This window comes from Kocuria carniphila, assembly GCF_004136555.1.
In the GTDB taxonomy this organism is placed as follows: domain Bacteria; phylum Actinomycetota; class Actinomycetes; order Actinomycetales; family Micrococcaceae; genus Kocuria; species Kocuria carniphila.
In genome coordinates this window covers 38,834-57,465 of record NZ_NOIT01000010.1, presented here as the reverse complement: position 1 = coordinate 57,465, position 18,632 = coordinate 38,834, and the positions used below count along the sequence as shown (strand labels likewise).

The following is an 18,632-nucleotide window of genomic DNA, read 5'->3' as shown; positions in this document are numbered from 1 at the left end:
ATCACTTCCCACTTCCCGTTCGGAGGAGACCACCGTGAACTCCCAGGTCCAGCTCGACCCCCACGCGCTGGGGCGCGTCCACTTCATCGGCATGGGCGGTGCGGGCATGTCCGCCGTGGCTCGCCTCCTGTTGGCACGCGGTGTGGACGTGAGCGGGTCGGACGCCAAGGACTCCAAGGGCCTACGTGAGCTCGAGGAACTGGGCGCCACCGTTTTCGTGGGCCAGCGGGCCCAGAACGTTGACGGTGCCGGGACAGTGGTGATCTCCACGGCGATCAAGCCCAGCAATCCCGAACTTGTCGCCGCACGGGAGCGCGGCCTGCGCGTTGTACACCGTTCAGAGGCTCTGGCCTCCGCCATGCACGGTCGCCGCGTGGTGGCTGTTGCGGGAACCCACGGCAAGACCACCACGAGCTCGATGACCACCGTGGCCTTCCGAACGGCGGACCTGGATCCGTCGTGGGCCATCGGAGCCTTCGTGGCGGACCTGGGAGCCAACGCGGGCTTCGCCGACGGCGCCTGGTTCGTCGCTGAGGCGGACGAGTCCGACGGTTCCTTCCTGGCCTACCTGCCCGAAATCGCCGTGATCACCAACGTCGAACCCGACCACCTGGATCACTACGGATCCCCGGACGAGTTCTTCGCGTCCTTCGATCGTTTCGTGGAGACCATTCGCCCCGGCGGCACGCTGGTCGCGTGCCTGGACGACGCAGGCTCGCGCGATTTGGCCGAGCGGCGTCGAGGGACCGGCGAAGCCGTCCTCACCTACGGAGTGGACCCTGCGGCGGACGTGGTCGTCTCGGGCATCGAGGCGCGCGGCGTGGGTTCGCACTGCACCCTGACCTTCTCCTTGGCAGGCGGTGAGCCCCGGTCACTCGAGTTGGACCTGTTGGTGCCCGGTGCGCACAACATCGCCGACGCCGCCGCGGCGTTCACCGCTGGCCTCGCAGCCGGTGCGGAGCCCGAAGCCCTGGTCGATGGGTTGGGTCAGTTCCACGGTTCGGCGCGACGCTTCGACCTGAAGGGCACGGCCCGTGGGGTGCGGGTCTTCGATGATTACGCGCATCACCCTACCGAGGTCCAGGCTGCGCTCAAGGCAGCTCGCGAGGTCGCGGGCGAGCACAAGGTGCACGCCATCTTCCAGCCCCACTTGTACTCGCGGACCCGTGAGTTCGCCGCCGAATTCGCCGCCGCGCTCGAGCTGGCGGATCACGCGTACGTCCTGGACGTCTACGGCGCTCGTGAAGAGCCGCTACCGGGCATCACGGGTCGCAGCATTTCGGATCTGGCACCGTCCGGTCGAGTGGTGTCGACACCCGAGGCGGAAGAGGCGATCGGAGCAGTCCTGCAATCCGCGGCCGAGGGCGACCTGATCCTGACCGTTGGTGCCGGTGACGTCACCGCACTCGGTCCCAAGATTGTGGACGGGTTGGCGCTCAACTGATGGTCAGGCCCACACCACCACATCAACCGCGCCTGGGCCGCGACCGCGACGCCGAGGACCCTCAGCTGACCGGGCAGAGCGAGGACAGCCCGTTCGACGGCGCCGCCCACGACGAGTTCGACGACGCGGGTGAGAACGAGCCCGTGCGGGTCAGCGTCAACGACGAGTCCAAGGTCTCGCGCGTGGACACCGGCCAGTTGGAGGAGACACCGCTACCGGGTGGTCGGTTCTCGACCTGGCGACAGCGCCGCAAGTCCGCCAAAGCGGAAGCGGCCGCCGACGACGCCGATGCGGATTCCACTGATCCGGACACCGTGGTCGCGTTTCCCCGTAGTTCCCATCGCCGACGCCGCCGCAAGCGCTGGCTCGCACTGCTCGCCGCATTGCTGGTTGCGGCCTTATTCGTGGGCATCGTGTTCTTCTCACCGCTGTTCGCGACCCGTTCCATCGATGTCGAGGGAGCCCGCCTGACGGATCCCCAGAACGTCGAGGAAGCACTGCAGCGATTCGAAGGCGTTCCGCTGACCCGGATTTCGAAGGAAGACGTACGGTCCGCCGTGGGTGACGTGCCCCAGGTGAAATCCGTGGACGTGGTACTGGAACCGCCGCACACCATCACCGTGCAGTTGCACGAGCGCGTGGGAGTGGCCGCGGTGAAGGACGGGCAGGACCTCATCCTCGTGGATTCTCAAGGGCAGCAGTTGGCAACCTACGGCGAGGGCGATCGTCCCGACGTCCCCATGATCGAGGGCGGTCGAGACGTGCTGAGCACCAATAAGTTTGCGGCGATCTCCAATGTGTTGGCGTCCTTGCCCTCGAACGTACTGACCCAACTCGAGACCGCCTCCGCGCCCTCCGAATCGTCGGTCGAGCTCACCTTCGCAGACGGCCGGAAGGCGATCTGGGGTGATTCCTCCGACAGCGAGTTGAAGGCCCAGGTGCTCGCGGCTCTTGTGGGCGACCAGGCCACGGCGGACGGCACCGTGTACGACGTTTCCGCGCCGCTTCATCCCACGATCGAATAATCCCCATTCACTCGCATATCTCAGCTTCAAGCTCACCTTGAATCTGCCCACTTCCGCTGTGACTAGGGGGAGTGGCGACTTATCAGGAAACACAAACGGTCGTGATATGGAGAACGCGCAGGTGATTGGTACTCTAAGGTCGACATGAAATGCGACATACCCGTTTGCGCATAAATCGCTCAAGTCTCAAGTAATTCTTGAACTTATTGGATGAGCGGAACGGTTGTCGGTAAGCCCCACGCGAGTTAGGTGCATATGGACTCCTCAACCCCCCAGAACTACTTGGCTGTCATCAAGGTGGTCGGCATCGGCGGCGGCGGTGTCAACGCTGTCAACCGCATGATCGAGGAAGGTCTGCGCGGCGTTGAGTTCATCGCCATCAACACCGATGCACAAGCACTGCTGATGTCGGACGCAGACGTCAAGCTCGACGTCGGTCGTGAACTGACCCGGGGCCTCGGCGCCGGAGCCAACCCGGATGTCGGACGCCAGGCTGCCGAGGACCACGAAGAAGAAATCCAGGAAGTGCTCAAGGGAGCTGACATGGTCTTCGTGACCGCCGGTGAAGGCGGCGGCACCGGCACCGGTGGCGCGCCGGTCGTCGCTCGCATCGCTCGCTCGCTGGGTGCCTTGACCATCGGTGTGGTCACCCGCCCGTTCACCTTCGAGGGACGTCGCCGTTCCAACCAGGCTGAGAACGGCATCGAGACCCTGCGCGACGAAGTGGACACGCTCATCGTGATCCCCAACGATCGTCTGCTCTCCATCTCGGACCGCAACGTATCCATGCTGGATGCCTTCAAGTCCGCGGACCAGGTTCTGCTGTCCGGTGTCTCCGGCATCACCGATTTGATCACCACCCCGGGCCTGATCAACCTGGACTTCGCGGACGTCAAATCCGTCATGCAGGGGGCCGGTTCGGCACTCATGGGCATCGGCTCGGCGCAGGGTGAAGATCGCGCCGTCAAGGCTGCCGAACTCGCCATTGCGTCCCCGCTGCTCGAGGCATCCATTGACGGAGCTCACGGCGTGTTGCTGTCCATCCAGGGTGGCTCCGACCTTGGTTTGTTCGAGATCAACGAGGCCGCTCGCCTCGTCCAGGAAGTGGCTCACCCCGAGGCCAACATCATCTTCGGCGCCGTGATTGACGACGCCCTGGGTGATCAGGCCCGCGTCACCGTGATCGCCGCCGGTTTCGATTCCGTCTCGCAGGAGACCAACGCCAACAACTCCTCCCCGGCGGAGCGTCAGGCGGCCAACACCCGTGCTGCCTTCGGCGGCGACGCGTCGCGTCCCTCGGGCGTGGGTCGTTCCCCGCAGCGCGGTGGCTCTTCCTACGGCAACAACAACTCGCAGTCCTTCGGCTCCCGCCAGTCGCAGGAAGACGACATCCCGGATGACGCCGGCTTCGACGTCGATCTGCCCGCCGAGGGCGAGTCCTCGAACTCGTCATCCAACTCGTCCCGCAAGGATTCCCTGGATTTCCCGGACTTCCTGAAGTGAGTTGAGCGGGTTCTGCCCGCCGGGTTGACCCCCGAAAGATTGGATCACGGGGTGGGTATCGCCAAGCGGTACCCACCCCGTTGTCATGTGGTGAGGAGATGATGGGTCGTGTGGTTCACCGACCGGCACGCGGGTGCGGCCATTGCGTTCACGGACGCGGACGAGGGAAATGTTGCGGCGCACACCGGGGAGGACCCCTCGGAGGTAGCGGCCCATCGGGCCGCGCTCGAAGTGACGCTAGGACTGCCCGCGGGGTCCTTGAGATTCATGCGTCAGGTTCACGGGACCACCGTGGTGTCCTTCTCGACCGGTACCACCGACCACTCGAATGGCCAGGAGATGTCGAACGCCCCTGAAGCTCCCGAAGCGGACGCGGCGATCAGCGATGATGGCACACCCCTGGCCGTACTCACCGCGGACTGTCTTCCGGTCGTTTTCGTCGCCGAACGGGCCGAGATGACCGTCCCTCTCACGGCCGTGGCGCACGCCGGCCGGCGGGGCCTGCTGGACGGTGTACTTCAGAACACTGTTCGAGAACTGCGCGAGCGCGGTGCTGAATCCATCACGGCGTGGGTGGGGCCCGCGATTTGCGGCTCGTGCTACGAAGTCCCCGATGACATGCGTACCGAGTCGGCTGACCTGCTGCCCGGGATCGAGACCGTAACCTCGTGGCAGACCCCCGGGCTCGATCTGCCTGGAGCCGCCCGCACGCTGCTCGACGGTCTAGACGTCAGGGTGAGCGAGAGCAGTGCCGATCGTTCCGAATGGTGCACCCTGGAACACGATGTGCTCTATTCGTACCGGCGCGACAAGACGACCTCTCGCCTTGCGGGTGTTGTTTGGGTACCTTCGGCAACCACCTCCGCGGGAAAGGACACTCCGTGACGCATTCCGAAGACCAGATGCAGAGCACCGATGACGGTGCGCGCACCGCCGAACTGGCCCAGCGCCTGTCCGCGGTGAGACAGCGCATTCTCGAGGCGGCAGAGCAACGGACGGAGGACCGCGCCCACGGTGGTGAACTGCCCTCACTGATCGTGGTGACAAAATTCTTCCCCGCCCAAGATGTGGTGAGGCTGCGGGATCTGGGGGTGCGCGCCGTCGGCGAGAACAAGGACCAAGAAGCCCTGCCCAAGTCGCAGGAGGTGTCCGAGTCTTTGACCGAGCGGGAAGCGGACACGAGCGAGCCCGTGTGGCATTTCATCGGGCAACTCCAGTCCAATAAGGCCAAGCGGGTGGTGCGCTACGCAAGCTGGGTGCACTCTGTGGATCGAGAGTCACTGGTCGTTGCCCTGGGTAAGGCCGTGGGTAACCATCGCGCCGCCGTGGACCAGAACGACGTCGCCCCGGGCCCCGCAGCGACCGCCGACCTGAAGTGTTGCATCCAGGTGAACCTGGACCCGGAGGCGGAGGAAGATTCCCAGCGAGGTGGAGCGCACCCGGCTCGGGTGGCCGAGCTCGCACGGCTGATCGTCGACACCGACGGGCTGGAACTTGCGGGAGTGATGGCTGTGGCCCCCAAGGAGGGCGACCCCCGTGAGTCTTTCGAACGACTGTGGGAGATCTCCCAGCAATTGCAGAGAGAGCATCCCGGGGCCACCGCCGTCTCGGCGGGCATGAGCCGGGACCTGGAGGCCGCCGTGGCAGCGGGAGCCACTCACGTGCGCATCGGCTCGGATGTCCTCGGGCCGCGTCCCGCCGTGCGGTAGCGTAATGAGAGATAATTTCGCGGGTGACATTTCTGTCACCCGTCCAGTGATTGAGGAGAGACTATGGCCGGAGCGCTGCGTCGTACCATGATTTATCTCGGCCTCGCCGAGACCGACGACGACTACACCTCCGAAGAGACCAGCCGTCCCCGGGAAGTCACGCAGGCACCGGCAAGCGGTTCCACCGCAGTGGTCGGTGACAGCGGAAACGGTGCCGTGGCGCGCCGTTCCGCGGAGTATCGAGCCCCCGTGACGCCCATTAGAAGGGCTCCCAGTTCCCGAGAGGACGACAGCGAATTGCGCACCATCACCACTGTGCACCCCCGCTCCTACAACGACGCCAAGTCGATCGGTGAAGCGTTCCGTGACGGCACCCCCGTGATCATGAATGTGTCGGACATGGGCGAGGCCGAGGCCAAGCGCCTGGTGGACTTCGCCGCCGGTTTGGTGTTCGCCCTGCACGGTTCCATCGAACGTGTCACTGCCAAGGTGTTCTTGCTAACCCCCTCGTACGTCGAGGTGCGCGATCAGGGCCACACGAGTGACATTGACGAGGACACGGAGTCCTACGGACAGGCTGAGGGCTGATCGTGGATCTTCTCATCTCCGTTCTGTACCTGGTGGTCCACCTAGTCTATGTGGCGTTGCTGGGCCGTCTCGTGCTGGACTGGGTGCAGATGTTCGCCCGGAACTGGCGACCTCAGGGCATCGTGCTGATTGCGGCGTCGTTGATCTACTCGGTCACGGACCCGCCCATGAATTTGTTGCGACGGGTGGTGCCACCGTTGCGATTCGGTGGTGTCGCGCTGGACCTGGGTTTCCTGATCTTGGTCTTCGCCGTGAGCATCATTCAATCGATCCTTTGGGGAATGCTCTTGCGGGGTTAAGTTGCGGTGATACCCCGATCACCGCGCGTTGGTTACGCCGTAGTTGTATCCTTAGCGTTAGATATCTTGACCGAGGCCTGGCATTCGCGGCTTGATTAGAAGTAGGAGTGAAGCACTCACATGACTTTGACACCAGAAGACGTCATTAATAAGCGGTTCCAGCCCACCAAGTTCCGCGAGGGATACGACCAGGACGAGGTCGATGACTTCCTGGACGAGATCGTGGTTGAACTGCGTCGTCTGAACCAGGAGAACGAGGACCTGCGCAAGGAGGTCGAAACCTCCGGTGGCCAGGCGGCGACTGAGGGTCGCAGCGACTCCGCTGTTTCCGCTCCGGTTGCACCCAAGGAAACCGTGGAGGTCTCCGAGACCAGCGAGGTTCGCGAGACCACTACTCCTGCTTCCGCTGCGGCTCCCACCGCGACGGCAACTGCGGGTACCACCACGGATGCAGGCCAGCCCGGCACCGAATCTGCCCAGTCCGCCGCGGGCGTGCTCGCCATGGCCCAGAAGCTCCACGACGAGTACGTGGCGCAGGGTCGTTCCGAGCGCGAACGTCTCATCTCCGAAGGCCGCACCCAGGCCGACAAGCTCGTTTCCGATGGCAAGCGCACCAAGGAAGAGACTCTCTCCACGCTGGAGAAGGAAAAGTCCCGTCTGGAAGCTTCCGTCAGCGAACTGCGTACTTTCGAACGCGATTACCGCAGCAACCTCAAGAACTTCATTAACGGTCAGCTGCGTGACATCGACTCCACCGGTTCATTGGCTCCCAGCAACGCGCCGTCCGGTAACGCTTCGAACCGCACCGTGGTCAAGTAACACTCGGTGTCGCATCAAGCTCGCGAGACAGCGGCGGCTCCCACACCTTCGGGTCGGGGCCGCCGCTGCCTCATTCTGTCCTTGCTCGTCGCCGCGCTGATCTATGGTGCCGATCAGCTCACCAAGCTATGGGTCGTGGCCGAACTGCCCCTGGGCCAGCAGTTCCCGGTGATTCCGGGACTGCTGTGGTGGCAGCACATCCGCAACGGTGGCGCGGCCTTCTCACTGGGGTCGGATTTCACATGGATCTTCACGGTGGTGATGGCCGTGGTGGTCATGTTCATCGCCTTCACCCTGCGCAAGGTTCGGCACTCTTTCTGGGCCGTGGGCCTGGGTCTAGTGCTAGGCGGCGCCGCGGGTAATCTCACCGACCGCTTGTTCCGCGAGCCGAGTTTCGGTCAGGGGCACGTGGTCGATTTCATCGCCGTGCCGAACTTCGCGATCTTCAACCTTGCCGATTGCGGCGTGGTCGTGGGTATTGCGGTGATCATGGTCCTGATCCTGGGCGACCGGGACCTGACGCAGCCCGCTGGGCATCGCGGCGTCAAGGCCGACCAATCCGCCACGCAGGAACCAGAGACCGAAGGACCCACCCCCAAGAATGACTGACTCCCGCACCCGTCCCACAGGTTCCGAACCCGAGTTCGTCGCCGAGCGCTTCACCGTGTCCGACGCACTCGACGGTGCCCGCGCCGACGCCGCCGTCGCGGCTTGGACGGGCCTGTCACGGTCCGCGGCGGCCCAGTTGTGCGCCGACGACCGTGTGCTGTTCAAGGGGCGGCCGGTGGCCAAGTCCCACCGCGTGGAGACGTCGGAGACCTACGCGGTGGAGGTCCCGGTACCTGAGGATCCCACGCGCATCGCACCCCAGCATGTGGCCGATCTGCAGCTGGTTCACGTGACGCCCAGCTACGTGGTGGTCGACAAGCCGGCGGGTGTCGCAGCCCACCCGTCACCCGGGTGGAAGGGACCCACAGTGGTTGGGGCGTTGGCCGGAGCGGGAGTGTCCATTTCCACGTCGGGCGCACCCGAGCGGCAGGGGATCGTGCACCGCCTGGACGTGGGAACCTCCGGGCTGATGGTCGTGGCTCGCAACGAGAACGCGTACTCCGTGCTCAAAAGGGCCTTCAAGGAACGCACGGTGACCAAGGTGTACCACACGGTGGTGCAGGGAATTCCTGATCCGCTCAAGGGCACCATAGATGCACCCATTGGTCGTCACCCCGGACACGAATGGCGTTTCGCCGTGCTCGAAGACGGCCGTGATTCCATCACCCACTACGAGGTGCTGGAAGCCTTCGGACGCGCATCGTTGGTGGAGGTGCACCTGGAAACCGGACGCACCCACCAGATTCGCGTTCACTTCTCCGCCCTCAAGCACGCGTGTGCGGGGGACCTGACGTACGGAGCAGATCCAGCGCTCTCGGCAGGGCTCGGGCTCACCCGGCAGTGGTTGCACGCCAAGAAGCTCGGTTTTGCCCACCCGGAAACGGGGGAGTACGTGGAATACGAAAGCGCGTATCCCGCGGACCTCGCGTTTGCCGTAGAAACACTCAGGGATGGCGGACCGCAACTCTGAACGCGCCGGGACCGTGGTCGGAACGATCCGTGACCGAGGGCAACTGGGCGGGTGAGCGGCGTCGTCGGCGGGGGTTGCGGGGATGAGGCATAGATCGCGCCCGCCGGAACGTGAGGTTGTCGGTGACCCGCCCTAGACTGGTCCGGTGACCACGGCGACCGGCAAAAAAGGCTTTACCCACCTCCACGTACACACCGAGTACTCGATGCTCGACGGTGCAGCGCGCCTGGACGATTTGTTCGAGGAATGCCACCGGCAGGGCATGGACTCGCTGGCGACAACGGACCACGGGTTCGTGTTCGGTGCGTTCGATTTCTGGAACCGCGCCCGTAGCGCCGGGATCAAACCGATCATCGGCGTGGAAGCGTACCTGACCCCGGGCACCGCCCGTCAGGATCGAACACGCGTGAAATTTGCGGACGGTGGCCGTGACGACGTTTCCGGTGGCGGCGCGTACACCCACATGACGCTGCTGGCCGAAACGAGCCAGGGTATGCAGAACCTCTTCCGCGCCTCGACCAAGGCATCCTTGGAAGGTCAGCTCTACAAACCGCGTATGGACCGGGAGCTGCTGAACCAATACGGCAAGGGCCTGATTGCGACCACCGGTTGCCCGTCCGGTGAGGTGCAGACCCGCCTGCGCCTGGGACAGTACGACCAGGCCGTGCAGGCGGCCGCCGAGTACCGCGATATCTTCGGCGCCGAGAACTTCTACTGCGAGCTCATGGACCACGGTCTGGGCATCGAGAAGCGTGTCACGCAGGACCTGTTGAAGCTCGCCAAGGAACTCAACCTGCCGCTCGTGGCCACCAACGATTTGCACTACACCCACGCGGAGGATGCCAAGTCCCACGCCGCGCTGCTGTGCGTGCAGTCGGGTTCCACACTGCAGGATCCCAAGCGTTTCAAATTCGACGCGGACGAGTTCTACCTCAAATCCCCGGAGCAGATGCGCGAGCTGTTCCGCGATTTCCCTGAGGCCTGCGACAACACGCTGGAAATCGCCGAGCGCTGCAACGTGGAGTTCGACACCACCGCCAACTACATGCCCCGATTCCCCGTTCCCGAGGGCGAGAACGAAGAGTCCTGGTTCGTCAAAGAAGTCGAAAAGGGGCTGCACTACCGGTTCCCGAGTGGCATCCCGGATGATGTCCGCGAGCAAGCGGAGTACGAGAAGGGCATCATCATCCAGATGGGCTTCCCGGGGTACTTCCTGGTCGTGGCCGACTTCATCAACTGGGCCAAGGACAACGGTATCCGCGTGGGGCCCGGGCGTGGTTCCGGCGCCGGTTCCATGGTCGCGTACGCCATGCGTATCACGGAGCTCAACCCGCTCCAGCACGGACTGATCTTCGAGCGCTTCCTCAACCCGGACCGCGTGTCCATGCCTGACTTCGACGTGGACTTCGATGATCGGCGCCGTTCCGAGGTCATCCACTACGTGACCGAGAAGTACGGCGACGAGCGCGTGGCCATGATCGTCACCTACGGCACCATTAAGGCCAAGCAGGCGCTCAAGGACTCATCCCGCGTGCTCGGTTACCCGTTCTCGATGGGTGAGAAGCTCACCAAGGCCATGCCGCCGGACGTCATGGGCAAGGGCATTTCGCTCAAGGACGTCTACGACCAGGACGCCAAGCGCTACGACGAGGCCGGCGAGCTCCGGGACACCCTGGCCGATGATCCGGAGTCCATGAAGGTCTTCGAAACCGCGCAGGGCCTGGAAGGGCTCAAGCGTCAGTGGGGTGTGCACGCGGCGGGTGTGATCATGTCCTCGGACCCGCTCATCGACATCATCCCGCTCATGCGCCGCGAGCAGGACGGCCAGGTGATCACCCAGTTCGATTACCCCACATGTGAGGGCTTGGGCCTGATCAAGATGGACTTTCTGGGGCTGCGAAACCTCACGATCATCTCGGACGCCATCGAGAACATCACCCTTAACAGGGACGGTTTCGTGCTCGATCTGGAGCAGCTGGACGTGGACGACAAGGAGTCCTACGACCTGCTGGCCCGCGGTGAGACGCTGGGCGTGTTCCAGCTGGACGGCGGGCCCATGCGCCAGTTGCTCAAGCTGATGCGCCCGGACAACTTCGAGGACATTTCCGCGACCATCGCCCTGTACCGTCCGGGTCCCATGGGCGCGAACTCGCACACCAATTACGCGCTTCGTAAGAACGGTGCGCAGGAGATCACGCCCATCCACCCTGAGCTGGAAGAACCGCTCGCGGAGATTCTTGATACGACCTACGGCCTGATCGTGTATCAGGAGCAGGTGATGGCGATCGCTCAGAAGGTGGCCGGCTACTCGTTGGGCCAGGCGGACATTCTGCGCCGCGCCATGGGTAAGAAGAAGAAGTCGGAGCTGGACAAGCAGTACAAGGGCTTCCACCAGGGCATGATCGACCGCGGGTACTCCGAGGCGGCCATCAAGTCGCTGTGGGACATCCTGCTCCCGTTCTCCGACTACGCGTTCAACAAAGCGCACTCCGCTGCTTACGGTCTGGTGTCCTACTGGACCGCCTACCTCAAGGCGCACTACCCGGCCGAATACATGGCGGCACTGCTCACCTCTGTGGGCGACGACAAGGACAAGCTGGCCCTCTACCTCACCGAGTGCCGCCACATGGGCATCACGGTGCTCCCGCCGGACGTCAACGAGTCCGAGCTGAACTTCACTCCTGTGGGCACGGACATCCGGTTCGGCATGGGAGCCGTGCGCAACGTGGGTGCCAACGTGGTCCAGGCGATGGTCAACGCCCGCAACGAGAAGGAACGCTTCACGTCGTTCAACGACTTCCTGGCCAAGGTGCCCGCGGTGGTCTGCAATAAGCGCACCATCGAGTCCATGATCAAGGCTGGCGCGTTCGATCAACTCGGACACACCCGACGCGGCCTGGTCATGTGTCACGAGCAGGCCGTGGAAGACGTGGTCGCCCAGAAGAAGAAGGAAGACAACGGCGAATTCACCTTCGATCTCTTCGCGATGGGCGGTTCCGACGATCCCGAGAGCGACACGTTCTCGGTCGAGGTTCCCGACGTCCCCGAGTGGGAGCGCAAGGACATGCTCGCCTTCGAGCGCGAGATGCTGGGCTTGTACGTCTCGGACCACCCATTGCGCGGGCTCGACGACGCCCTGAGCCAGTACACGGACACGGCCATCCAGCCGCTGTTGTCCGATGACAACAACCGGCCCGACGGTGCCATTGTCACCGTGGGTGGCATGATCACCTCTCTCTCGCGACGCATTGCCAAGACCTCGGGTAACGCGTACGCCCGGATCGAGCTCGAGGACCGCTCGGGTTCCATCGAGATCATGTTCTTCGGCAAGGCCTACGCTCCGATTGCCGGGGTGCTCGCGGAGGACCTGATCTGTGTGATCAAGGGCCGTATGCAGCGCCGCGACGACGGGTCCACCTCGATCTCCGCGCAGGAACTCACGGTTCCGGAACTCAGTATGGATGGCTCGGCCGGCCCGGTGTGCGTGGCATTGCCGGAGCACCGCGCCACGGAAGCCACCATCCGCCAGATCGGGGAGGTGCTGCGCAATCACCGCGGCGAGTCTGAAGTGCGCATTCACCTGGACACCCACCGGTCACTGCAAGTGCTTCGGCTGGGCCCTGATTATCGGGTGAATCCCACTCCGGCGTTGTTCGGGGATCTCAAGGTGCTGTTGGGACCGGCCTGCCTGGAGGCGTAACCGGGCATCTGGAGGTCAGGCGCGTGCGATTGGTGCCTCGAGTATCCAGGGCCGGGGATACCCGGGGCTGTGGCCGCGCGCTTGTAGAATGGAAGGGTGACTGAACAAACCCTGGATTCTGCAACCGCAACCACTCCCTCCGGCTTCCTGCGGGTCATTGACCTGCGCGGACAGCACCTGAGCTGGAACGAGCTGCGTCATGCGGTACCCCGGCAGACGGCGTCGTCCGTGGCGGAGGCCGAAGCCAGCGTGCGATCGATCATTGAGAACGTTCAGACCAACGGCGCTGCCGCGATCCGCGAGTACGCCCAGAAGTTCGACGGCGTGGACCAGGGCCGGATCAAGGTTGATCCGGCAGAGATCCAGAAGGCCGTTGCCGAGCTGGATCCCGCCGTGCGCAAGGGCCTGGAAACCGCCATCGACCGGACACGTCGCTTCGCCAAGGCCCAACGCCCGGCGGACGTCGAGGTGGAGATCGCGCCCGGTGCCGTCCTGAACCACCGTTGGACCCCGGTCAAGCGTGCGGGCCTCTACATTCCCGGCGGGCTGGCCGTGTACCCCTCGTCCGTGATCATGAACGTCGTGCCCGCGCAGGCGGCCGGCGTGGAGTCCGTGGTGCTGTGCACCCCGCCGCAAAAGGACTTCGGTGGCCTCCCGCACCCCGTCATTCTCGCCGCAGCTGGTCTACTCGGAGTGGATGAGGTCTGGGCCATCGGTGGTGCGCAGTCGCTGGCCGCCATGGCCTACGGCCTGACTGACGGCCAGGATGAGCTGGAACCCGTGAACACGGTGACCGGTCCGGGCAATATCTTCGTGGCGATGGCCAAGCGTCAGCTGCGCTCCATCGTGGGCGTGGACGCTGAGGCAGGCACCACCGAGATCGCGATCATTGCCGATGACAGCGCCGACGCTCGTTTTGTCGCGGCAGACCTGATTTCCCAGGCCGAACATGATCCGGATGCGGGTTCGGTACTGATCACCGATTCTTTCGAGTTCGCCCAAGCCGTCGAAGCCGAGTTGGCCCCTCAAGTCGCCGAGGCGAAGCACCACGAACGCATCGGGATTGCCCTGCGCGGCCCCCAGTCCGGTGTGGTGCTCACGGACAACCTGGACCGCTCCATCGAAGTGGCCGATGCCTACGCCGCCGAGCACCTCGAAATCCACACCGAGAACGCTCGCGAGGTAGCGGGTCGAGTGCGCAACGCCGGGGCCATCTTCATCGGCTCCTACAGCCCCGTCCCGCTGGGCGACTACGCGGCCGGCTCCAACCACGTGCTGCCCACAGGCGGTACCGCGGTGTTCAATTCGGGTCTGCACGCGGCGTCGTTCATGAAGGCCGTGCAGGTCATCGAGTACAGCCGGGACGCCTTGGCCGAGCTCGAGGACGACATCGTGGCACTGGCCACGAGCGAAGATCTGCCCGCCCACGGCCGGGCCGTGACCATCCGCTCCGAAGCATCCGGCCGGGAAGGCTGATCCGTGCACTGCCCGTTCTGCCGACACAATGACTCCAAGGTGGTCGATTCCCGCACCACCGATGACGGCACCGCCATTCGACGGCGCCGTCAGTGCACGGAGTGCGGGCGACGATTCTCCACGTTGGAAACCACCTCGATCTCGGTGATCAAACGCTCCGGCGTCACCGAGCCGTTCGACCGCCAGAACATCGTGAACGGCGTGCGCAAGGCGTGCCAGGGTCGTCCGGTGAGCGAGGACGACCTGGCGATGCTCGCTCAAGAGGTCGAAGAATCGGTGCGCGCCTCCGGTTCAGCCGAGATCGACGCCCACGATGTGGGCCTGGCGATCCTCACCCCGCTGCGGCGCCTGGACGTGGTGGCCTACTTGCGGTTCGCCTCGGTGTACCAGGCCTTCGAGGGTCTCGAGGACTTCGAGCGCGCCATCGACGTGCTGCGCGAGCAGCAAGCGGAACTGGCCGGCCAGCAGACCCTGGTGCCGGACACGTCCCGTCGGACCACCGCACCGGCCGCCGCACGACGCCGCCCGGCGCGCAAGCCATCGCAAGGAACCGCAGCGGCGTCGTCGCCGGCAACGGCGAATGAGGCGGGGGAGAGCGAACCCAAGCCGCGTCGAAAGCGCGCCGCCAAGAAGCAACAGGAGGCGGCAACGCAGCCGCGTTTGCTCTAGCCTCGTCAACCTTCGCCTAGTCTGGGCAACAGAAGTCCCAGTTGAACCCCCGGTGCCGAAGGGAACGTGCGTGGCCAAGAATCCGGAACACCTTCCGCCATACAAGAAGTGGGACTGGCTCTGGCGGTCGACCTTCGAGCTGGAGTACCGGGGCTCATTACTGGTTGCGGACGTGGACTTCTTCGATTTCTCGGAGAAGATCCGGTTGTACCGGGACGGCAAGTTTGTGGCAGTAGACAGCTCGCCCGCCCGATTGCGCGTGGACGATTACGCGACCGTGGAAGCGGCTTTGTCCCTGTACGGGATGCAATACGTGCGGCTGGTTTATCTGGACGGCCGTCGCGCCGAATCATTCCGGCCAAGCGCGGGGACGGGCGAGGACCGGCGTGCGAAATTCTCGGCCAATCACCCGACGGCTGACAGGATCATTTCCGCTTGTTCCTGGATTGTGTTGGTCCTGGCTCTGGTGACCCAGATTCCGGAACTCCTGAATTTTCTGGGACGGCTGCTCGACTTCACCGTTCCCACGTTCGACCTGCCGGGCTGGCTGAACACTGCCCTGCAGATCGGCGGCATCCTGGCCGGGTTGGACCGCGCGCTACGCATGAAATTCAATCGCTGGATCGACGACACACACCTCTAGGCGCCGTTCGGGGAATTCGCAGCCTGACCGGTAAGAATACGGCGCACACTAATTCAAGGAGAGTCTCGTTATGCGCGGTGTCATGATTCACGCCCCCGGTGATATCCGAGTCGAAGATCGCCCGGACCCGGTCATCGAAGAACCCACGGATGCCATCATTCGAATGGCGGCCACCTGCATTTGTGGTTCCGATCTGTGGCCCTACCGCGGCTACGGCGATATCTCCGAACCCGCACCCATGGGGCATGAGTACGTGGGCGTGGTCGAGCACATCGGTGCCGACGTCAAGAACCTGAAGGTCGGGGATTTCGTGATCGGCTCTTTCTTCGCCTCGGACAACACGTGCGAAATCTGCCAGGACGGTTACCAGAGCCGCTGCGTCAACAACGTGGGCATGGGCGGAATCGGCACGCAGTCCGAATACGCACGCATTCCCCTGGCCGACGGCACTTTGGTCGCCACCCCGTCCCAGCCGACCGACGAGCAGATTCCGCACTTGCTGGCTGCATCCGACGTCCTGGGCACGGGCTGGTTCGCCGCCGTGGCCGCCGAGGTTGGGCCGGGCAAGACGGTAGCGGTGGTCGGCGACGGCGCCGTGGGCCTTTCCGGGGTTCTCGCCGCCAAGCAGCTGGGCGCCGAGCGCATCATTGCCATGAGCCGACACAAGAATCGCCAAGCCCTGGCCACCAAGTTTGGCGCCACCGACATCGTCGAGGAACGCGGCGACGACGGCGTCGAGAAAATCAAAGAACTGATCGGGGGACTGGGCGCGCACTGCGTCATCGAGGCTGTGGGAACGCAAGAAGCCATGCAACAGGCCATCAAGTCCACGCGTCCGGGTGGGCACGTGGGATTCGTGGGCGTCTCACACGGTGTGTCCATCGACGGTGGACAGTTGTTCATGTCCGAGGTGCACCTGCACGGAGGCCCCGCTCCGGTGCGACGGTTCCTGCCAGAACTGATCGACCTGATCATGAAGGGTCAGATCACCCCGGGTGACGTCTTCGACCTGACACTGCCGTTGGAACTGGCCGCGGAGGGCTACACGGCCATGGACGAACGCCGAGCCACCAAGGTGTTGCTAACCGTTTGAGCGGTCAGCGGACGGGATCCGCTGCCGCACCGTCGGTCGCGGGGTCCTCGAACGGCGCCCCGCCCAGGGCCTGCTCCTGCCAGTGCGTCACCAGCCAGTGCGTCACCAGCCAGCGGTCTTCGGAGCCCTCGATCACCACGGCACCGGTGTTGGACAGTGCGTTGTGCGCCACGAAATCCACGCCGATGTTCTCGCACCGGGCCGCAGTCCAGGCACGGATGATGGCACCGTGGGACACGAGGATGGGGACGTCTCCGTCTGCTGCGCTGTCGATGGCTTCCGACACGACGGCGTCGAATCGCCGGATCACGTCGTGGCCGTCCTCTTCGGAGCCCGGGATGCGAGCGTTCCAGTTACCCGCGGACCAGCCCACGGCGGTGCGGACGTACGTCTGAATCGATTCCTCGTCGTTGGCCATTTCCAGGTCACCCGCCGAGATCTCTCGGAGACCTTCACGGACGATCGGCTCGAGCCTGAAATGTCGTGCCAGGGGAGCGGCGGTCTGCTGCGTTCTCACGAGGTTGGACACGAACATCGCTCGGACTGGTTCGCTCCCTAATGTGTCCACGAGCGCTTCGGCCTGTTCTCGTCCGAGCTCCGTCAGATCTGCACCGGGTTCCGCGGTGTCCAAGCAATGACCGACATTGGAGCTGGTCTGACCGTGTCGAACGAGAATGAGCCGCAAGAGTGAAATCACCTTTCGATGGTGGGAGCGTGAACCGAGACTGCGCGGCCCAACGCGTATTCCACCATTCTGACCGGTGTTGTGTGCCAGGCGAAACCGAGGTCAAGTTCACCCGGCGAGGGAATCTCTGGTGGCGCCGTCACCGCAGGTCTACTGTCAAAGGCATCAACCATCGGTTGCCTTGCCGTGCGTGGGACAGCCCACTTGAACGGAGAACGCCATGAATGAGAATGGCACCAACGATCCGGTCCGGGTCATGCAACGAATGTTCGAGGAAGGTTTCGCCACCGGTGACGGGGCAGTGGCGGATGAGTTATGTTCCCCGGACATGATCGATCACCAATTCGGCTTGGCGGGCACCGGCGCGGAAGCTATTGAGCATGTGAAAGCCGCCATGGTGGATGTGCACGGAGCCTTTCCGGACATCAAGTTCACCATTGAAGATTCAACAACGACTCCTGGCCCACAAGGTGACACAGTCTGGGTCCGTGCTCATGGGCACGGCACTAATACAGGTCCATTTTTCGGACCACCCACCGGTTGTGAAGTGGACTTCACCGTGATCGACGTAGCCCGCGTCATGGACGGGCAGATCGTCGAGCACTGGGGAGTGCCGGACCGATTCGCTCTGCTGGCCCAAACGGGTGTCCTGGGCCGACTGACATCCCAGTCCTGATCAAAGCACCAAGGGAGCGCCCATGAGTAAGAGCCAGCGCTGAGGGAGCTATGCCGATTACCCGTCGTTAAGGTCAGATAACGGCATACGACCCGGAAATGCAGAAGAGACCACCCCTCGGTGGTCTCTTCTGCATTCATTCGGTGGGCCCTACCGGGATCGAACCGATGACATCTACGGTGTAAACGTAGCGCTCTACCAGCTGAGCTAAAGGCCCTTTTATAATCGGGTGGACATAACTGATACAGCTGCCAGCACCCGATTGGGGTATAGCTTACCTGCACGTAGGTAACTTCTGACAACTGCAACCGAACGTTCGGTTATGTGTCGTTGATCACGCATTTACTCACTGCTGATCTGCTGCGACAACGGTTTCCAGACGAGTTTCCGGTGAGCGATGGACTCGGTGCCCGAGAGCTTCGAATGAGTCAGCGTGACCAGCGTTCGACCGTCGGGTTTGCGCGTGATTTCCACTGCCGCGCGGGAACCGTCGGAGAGATCCCTGCGCCAGCGCCACCACTTCTCCGTCACGGACGTTCGGGGCTCGCCCACCAGCCGGGGTTCGTAACAGCCTCGGGCATGTTCTGGAGTGACACCTCTGCCAGTTGCGCGTGAGATAGGGATGCCCCTCCGGCGCCGGTCAACAATGAGGCCCAGTCCGCCCATTGGAGTGACGTTGCGCGGGCAATAGCTTCGGCTTTCGCTGGAATTCTCACGGGCGGCA

The 18,632-nt window shown here is 63.8% G+C and carries 18 protein-coding genes and 1 tRNA gene; 16 read left to right on the top strand and 3 right to left on the bottom strand.

Going from position 1 to position 18,632, the window contains the following annotated elements:
- Window positions 1-34 precede the first annotated feature (34 nt).
- From murC to EWV37_RS08600, 15 genes are all read left to right on the top strand, one after another.
- Entirely contained in the window at window positions 35-1,444 is a 1,410-nt protein-coding gene (gene murC / locus EWV37_RS08670) for a UDP-N-acetylmuramate--L-alanine ligase (RefSeq protein WP_129701058.1), read from the top strand.
- Entirely contained in the window at window positions 1,444-2,469 is a 1,026-nt protein-coding gene (locus EWV37_RS08665; RefSeq protein ID WP_129701056.1) for a cell division protein FtsQ/DivIB, read from the top strand. Before murC ends, EWV37_RS08665 begins: the two co-directional genes overlap by 1 nt.
- 255 nt (window positions 2,470-2,724) lie before the next feature.
- Window positions 2,725-3,972 (top strand): cell division protein FtsZ, encoded by a 1,248-nt coding sequence (gene ftsZ / locus EWV37_RS08660; protein ID WP_016995772.1) that lies wholly within the window; start codon window positions 2,725-2,727, stop codon window positions 3,970-3,972.
- Window positions 3,973-4,080: 108 nt separating this feature from the next.
- Window positions 4,081-4,857 carry a purine nucleoside phosphorylase YfiH/LACC1 family protein gene (locus EWV37_RS08655; protein ID WP_129701054.1) on the top strand — a complete coding sequence of 259 codons (777 nt, stop codon included), beginning with the start codon at window positions 4,081-4,083 and terminating at the stop codon, window positions 4,855-4,857.
- Between the two features lie 17 nt (window positions 4,858-4,874).
- Entirely contained in the window at window positions 4,875-5,681 is an 807-nt protein-coding gene (locus EWV37_RS08650) for a YggS family pyridoxal phosphate-dependent enzyme (protein ID WP_129701172.1), read from the top strand.
- Between the two features lie 63 nt (window positions 5,682-5,744).
- A complete protein-coding gene (locus EWV37_RS08645; protein ID WP_095798400.1) occupies window positions 5,745-6,269 on the top strand; it encodes a cell division protein SepF in 525 nt (174 codons plus the stop codon).
- Window positions 6,270-6,271: 2 nt separating this feature from the next.
- Window positions 6,272-6,568, top strand: a complete 297-nt coding sequence (locus EWV37_RS08640) for a YggT family protein (RefSeq protein ID WP_129701052.1) — start codon at window positions 6,272-6,274, stop codon at window positions 6,566-6,568.
- Between the two features lie 120 nt (window positions 6,569-6,688).
- Window positions 6,689-7,387 (top strand): DivIVA domain-containing protein, encoded by a 699-nt coding sequence (locus EWV37_RS08635; RefSeq protein WP_129701050.1) that lies wholly within the window; start codon window positions 6,689-6,691, stop codon window positions 7,385-7,387.
- Window positions 7,388-7,393: 6 nt separating this feature from the next.
- Complete coding sequence (gene lspA / locus EWV37_RS08630) at window positions 7,394-7,996, top strand: signal peptidase II (protein WP_165189334.1); 603 nt, start codon at window positions 7,394-7,396, stop codon at window positions 7,994-7,996.
- Window positions 7,989-8,966: an RluA family pseudouridine synthase gene (locus EWV37_RS08625; RefSeq protein WP_129701048.1), complete on the top strand. Its 978-nt coding sequence runs from the start codon at window positions 7,989-7,991 to the stop codon at window positions 8,964-8,966. The genes lspA and EWV37_RS08625 overlap by 8 nt, the downstream gene beginning before the upstream one ends.
- 205 nt (window positions 8,967-9,171) lie before the next feature.
- Window positions 9,172-12,666, top strand: a complete 3,495-nt coding sequence (gene dnaE, locus EWV37_RS08620; protein ID WP_238663185.1) for a DNA polymerase III subunit alpha — start codon at window positions 9,172-9,174, stop codon at window positions 12,664-12,666.
- A 96-nt stretch (window positions 12,667-12,762) separates the two neighbouring features.
- Window positions 12,763-14,142, top strand: coding sequence for a histidinol dehydrogenase (hisD, locus tag EWV37_RS08615; protein WP_095798405.1), 1,380 nt, complete (start codon window positions 12,763-12,765; stop codon window positions 14,140-14,142).
- Window positions 14,143-14,145: 3 nt separating this feature from the next.
- On the top strand, window positions 14,146-14,811 hold the full coding sequence (nrdR, locus tag EWV37_RS08610; RefSeq protein WP_095798406.1) for a transcriptional regulator NrdR: 666 nt from the start codon (window positions 14,146-14,148) through the stop codon (window positions 14,809-14,811).
- Window positions 14,812-14,881: 70 nt separating this feature from the next.
- On the top strand, window positions 14,882-15,454 hold the full coding sequence (locus EWV37_RS08605) for a hypothetical protein (RefSeq protein ID WP_095798407.1): 573 nt from the start codon (window positions 14,882-14,884) through the stop codon (window positions 15,452-15,454).
- 70 nt (window positions 15,455-15,524) lie between these two features.
- Window positions 15,525-16,547, top strand: coding sequence for a zinc-dependent alcohol dehydrogenase family protein (locus EWV37_RS08600; RefSeq protein ID WP_095798408.1), 1,023 nt, complete (start codon window positions 15,525-15,527; stop codon window positions 16,545-16,547).
- 4 nt (window positions 16,548-16,551) lie between these two features.
- On the opposite strand, the gene EWV37_RS08595 is transcribed toward EWV37_RS08600, so the two are convergent.
- A complete protein-coding gene (locus tag EWV37_RS08595; protein WP_238663176.1) occupies window positions 16,552-17,244 on the bottom strand; it encodes a histidine phosphatase family protein in 693 nt (230 codons plus the stop codon).
- Window positions 17,245-17,452: 208 nt separating this feature from the next.
- Between EWV37_RS08595 and EWV37_RS08590 the strand changes: the two genes are divergently transcribed.
- A complete protein-coding gene (locus tag EWV37_RS08590) occupies window positions 17,453-17,908 on the top strand; it encodes an ester cyclase (protein WP_129701044.1) in 456 nt (151 codons plus the stop codon).
- 144 nt (window positions 17,909-18,052) lie between these two features.
- Here the strand turns inward: EWV37_RS08590 and EWV37_RS08585 are convergent.
- A tRNA-Val gene (locus tag EWV37_RS08585) sits at window positions 18,053-18,125 on the bottom strand.
- A gap of 125 nt (window positions 18,126-18,250) precedes the next feature.
- The gene (locus EWV37_RS08580; RefSeq protein WP_095798410.1) at window positions 18,251-18,460 is read right to left on the bottom strand and encodes a hypothetical protein; all 210 of its coding nucleotides are present in this window, start codon (window positions 18,458-18,460) and stop codon (window positions 18,251-18,253) included.
- Window positions 18,461-18,632 lie beyond the last annotated feature (172 nt).

Excerpts from the sequence above, each read along its gene's own strand:
- EWV37_RS08665 (WP_129701056.1), top strand. The coding sequence starts at position 1,444 with ATGGTCAGGCCCACACCACCACATCAACCGCGCCTGGGCCGCGACCGC.
- ftsZ (WP_016995772.1), top strand. The coding sequence starts at position 2,725 with ATGGACTCCTCAACCCCCCAGAACTACTTGGCTGTCATCAAGGTGGTC.
- EWV37_RS08650 (WP_129701172.1), top strand. The coding sequence starts at position 4,875 with ATGCAGAGCACCGATGACGGTGCGCGCACCGCCGAACTGGCCCAGCGC.
- EWV37_RS08645 (WP_095798400.1), top strand. The coding sequence starts at position 5,745 with ATGGCCGGAGCGCTGCGTCGTACCATGATTTATCTCGGCCTCGCCGAG.
- EWV37_RS08635 (WP_129701050.1), top strand. The coding sequence starts at position 6,689 with ATGACTTTGACACCAGAAGACGTCATTAATAAGCGGTTCCAGCCCACC.
- EWV37_RS08625 (WP_129701048.1), top strand. The coding sequence starts at position 7,989 with ATGACTGACTCCCGCACCCGTCCCACAGGTTCCGAACCCGAGTTCGTC.
- dnaE (WP_238663185.1), top strand. The coding sequence starts at position 9,172 with ATGCTCGACGGTGCAGCGCGCCTGGACGATTTGTTCGAGGAATGCCAC.
- EWV37_RS08600 (WP_095798408.1), top strand. The coding sequence starts at position 15,525 with ATGCGCGGTGTCATGATTCACGCCCCCGGTGATATCCGAGTCGAAGAT.
- EWV37_RS08590 (WP_129701044.1), top strand. The coding sequence starts at position 17,453 with ATGAATGAGAATGGCACCAACGATCCGGTCCGGGTCATGCAACGAATG.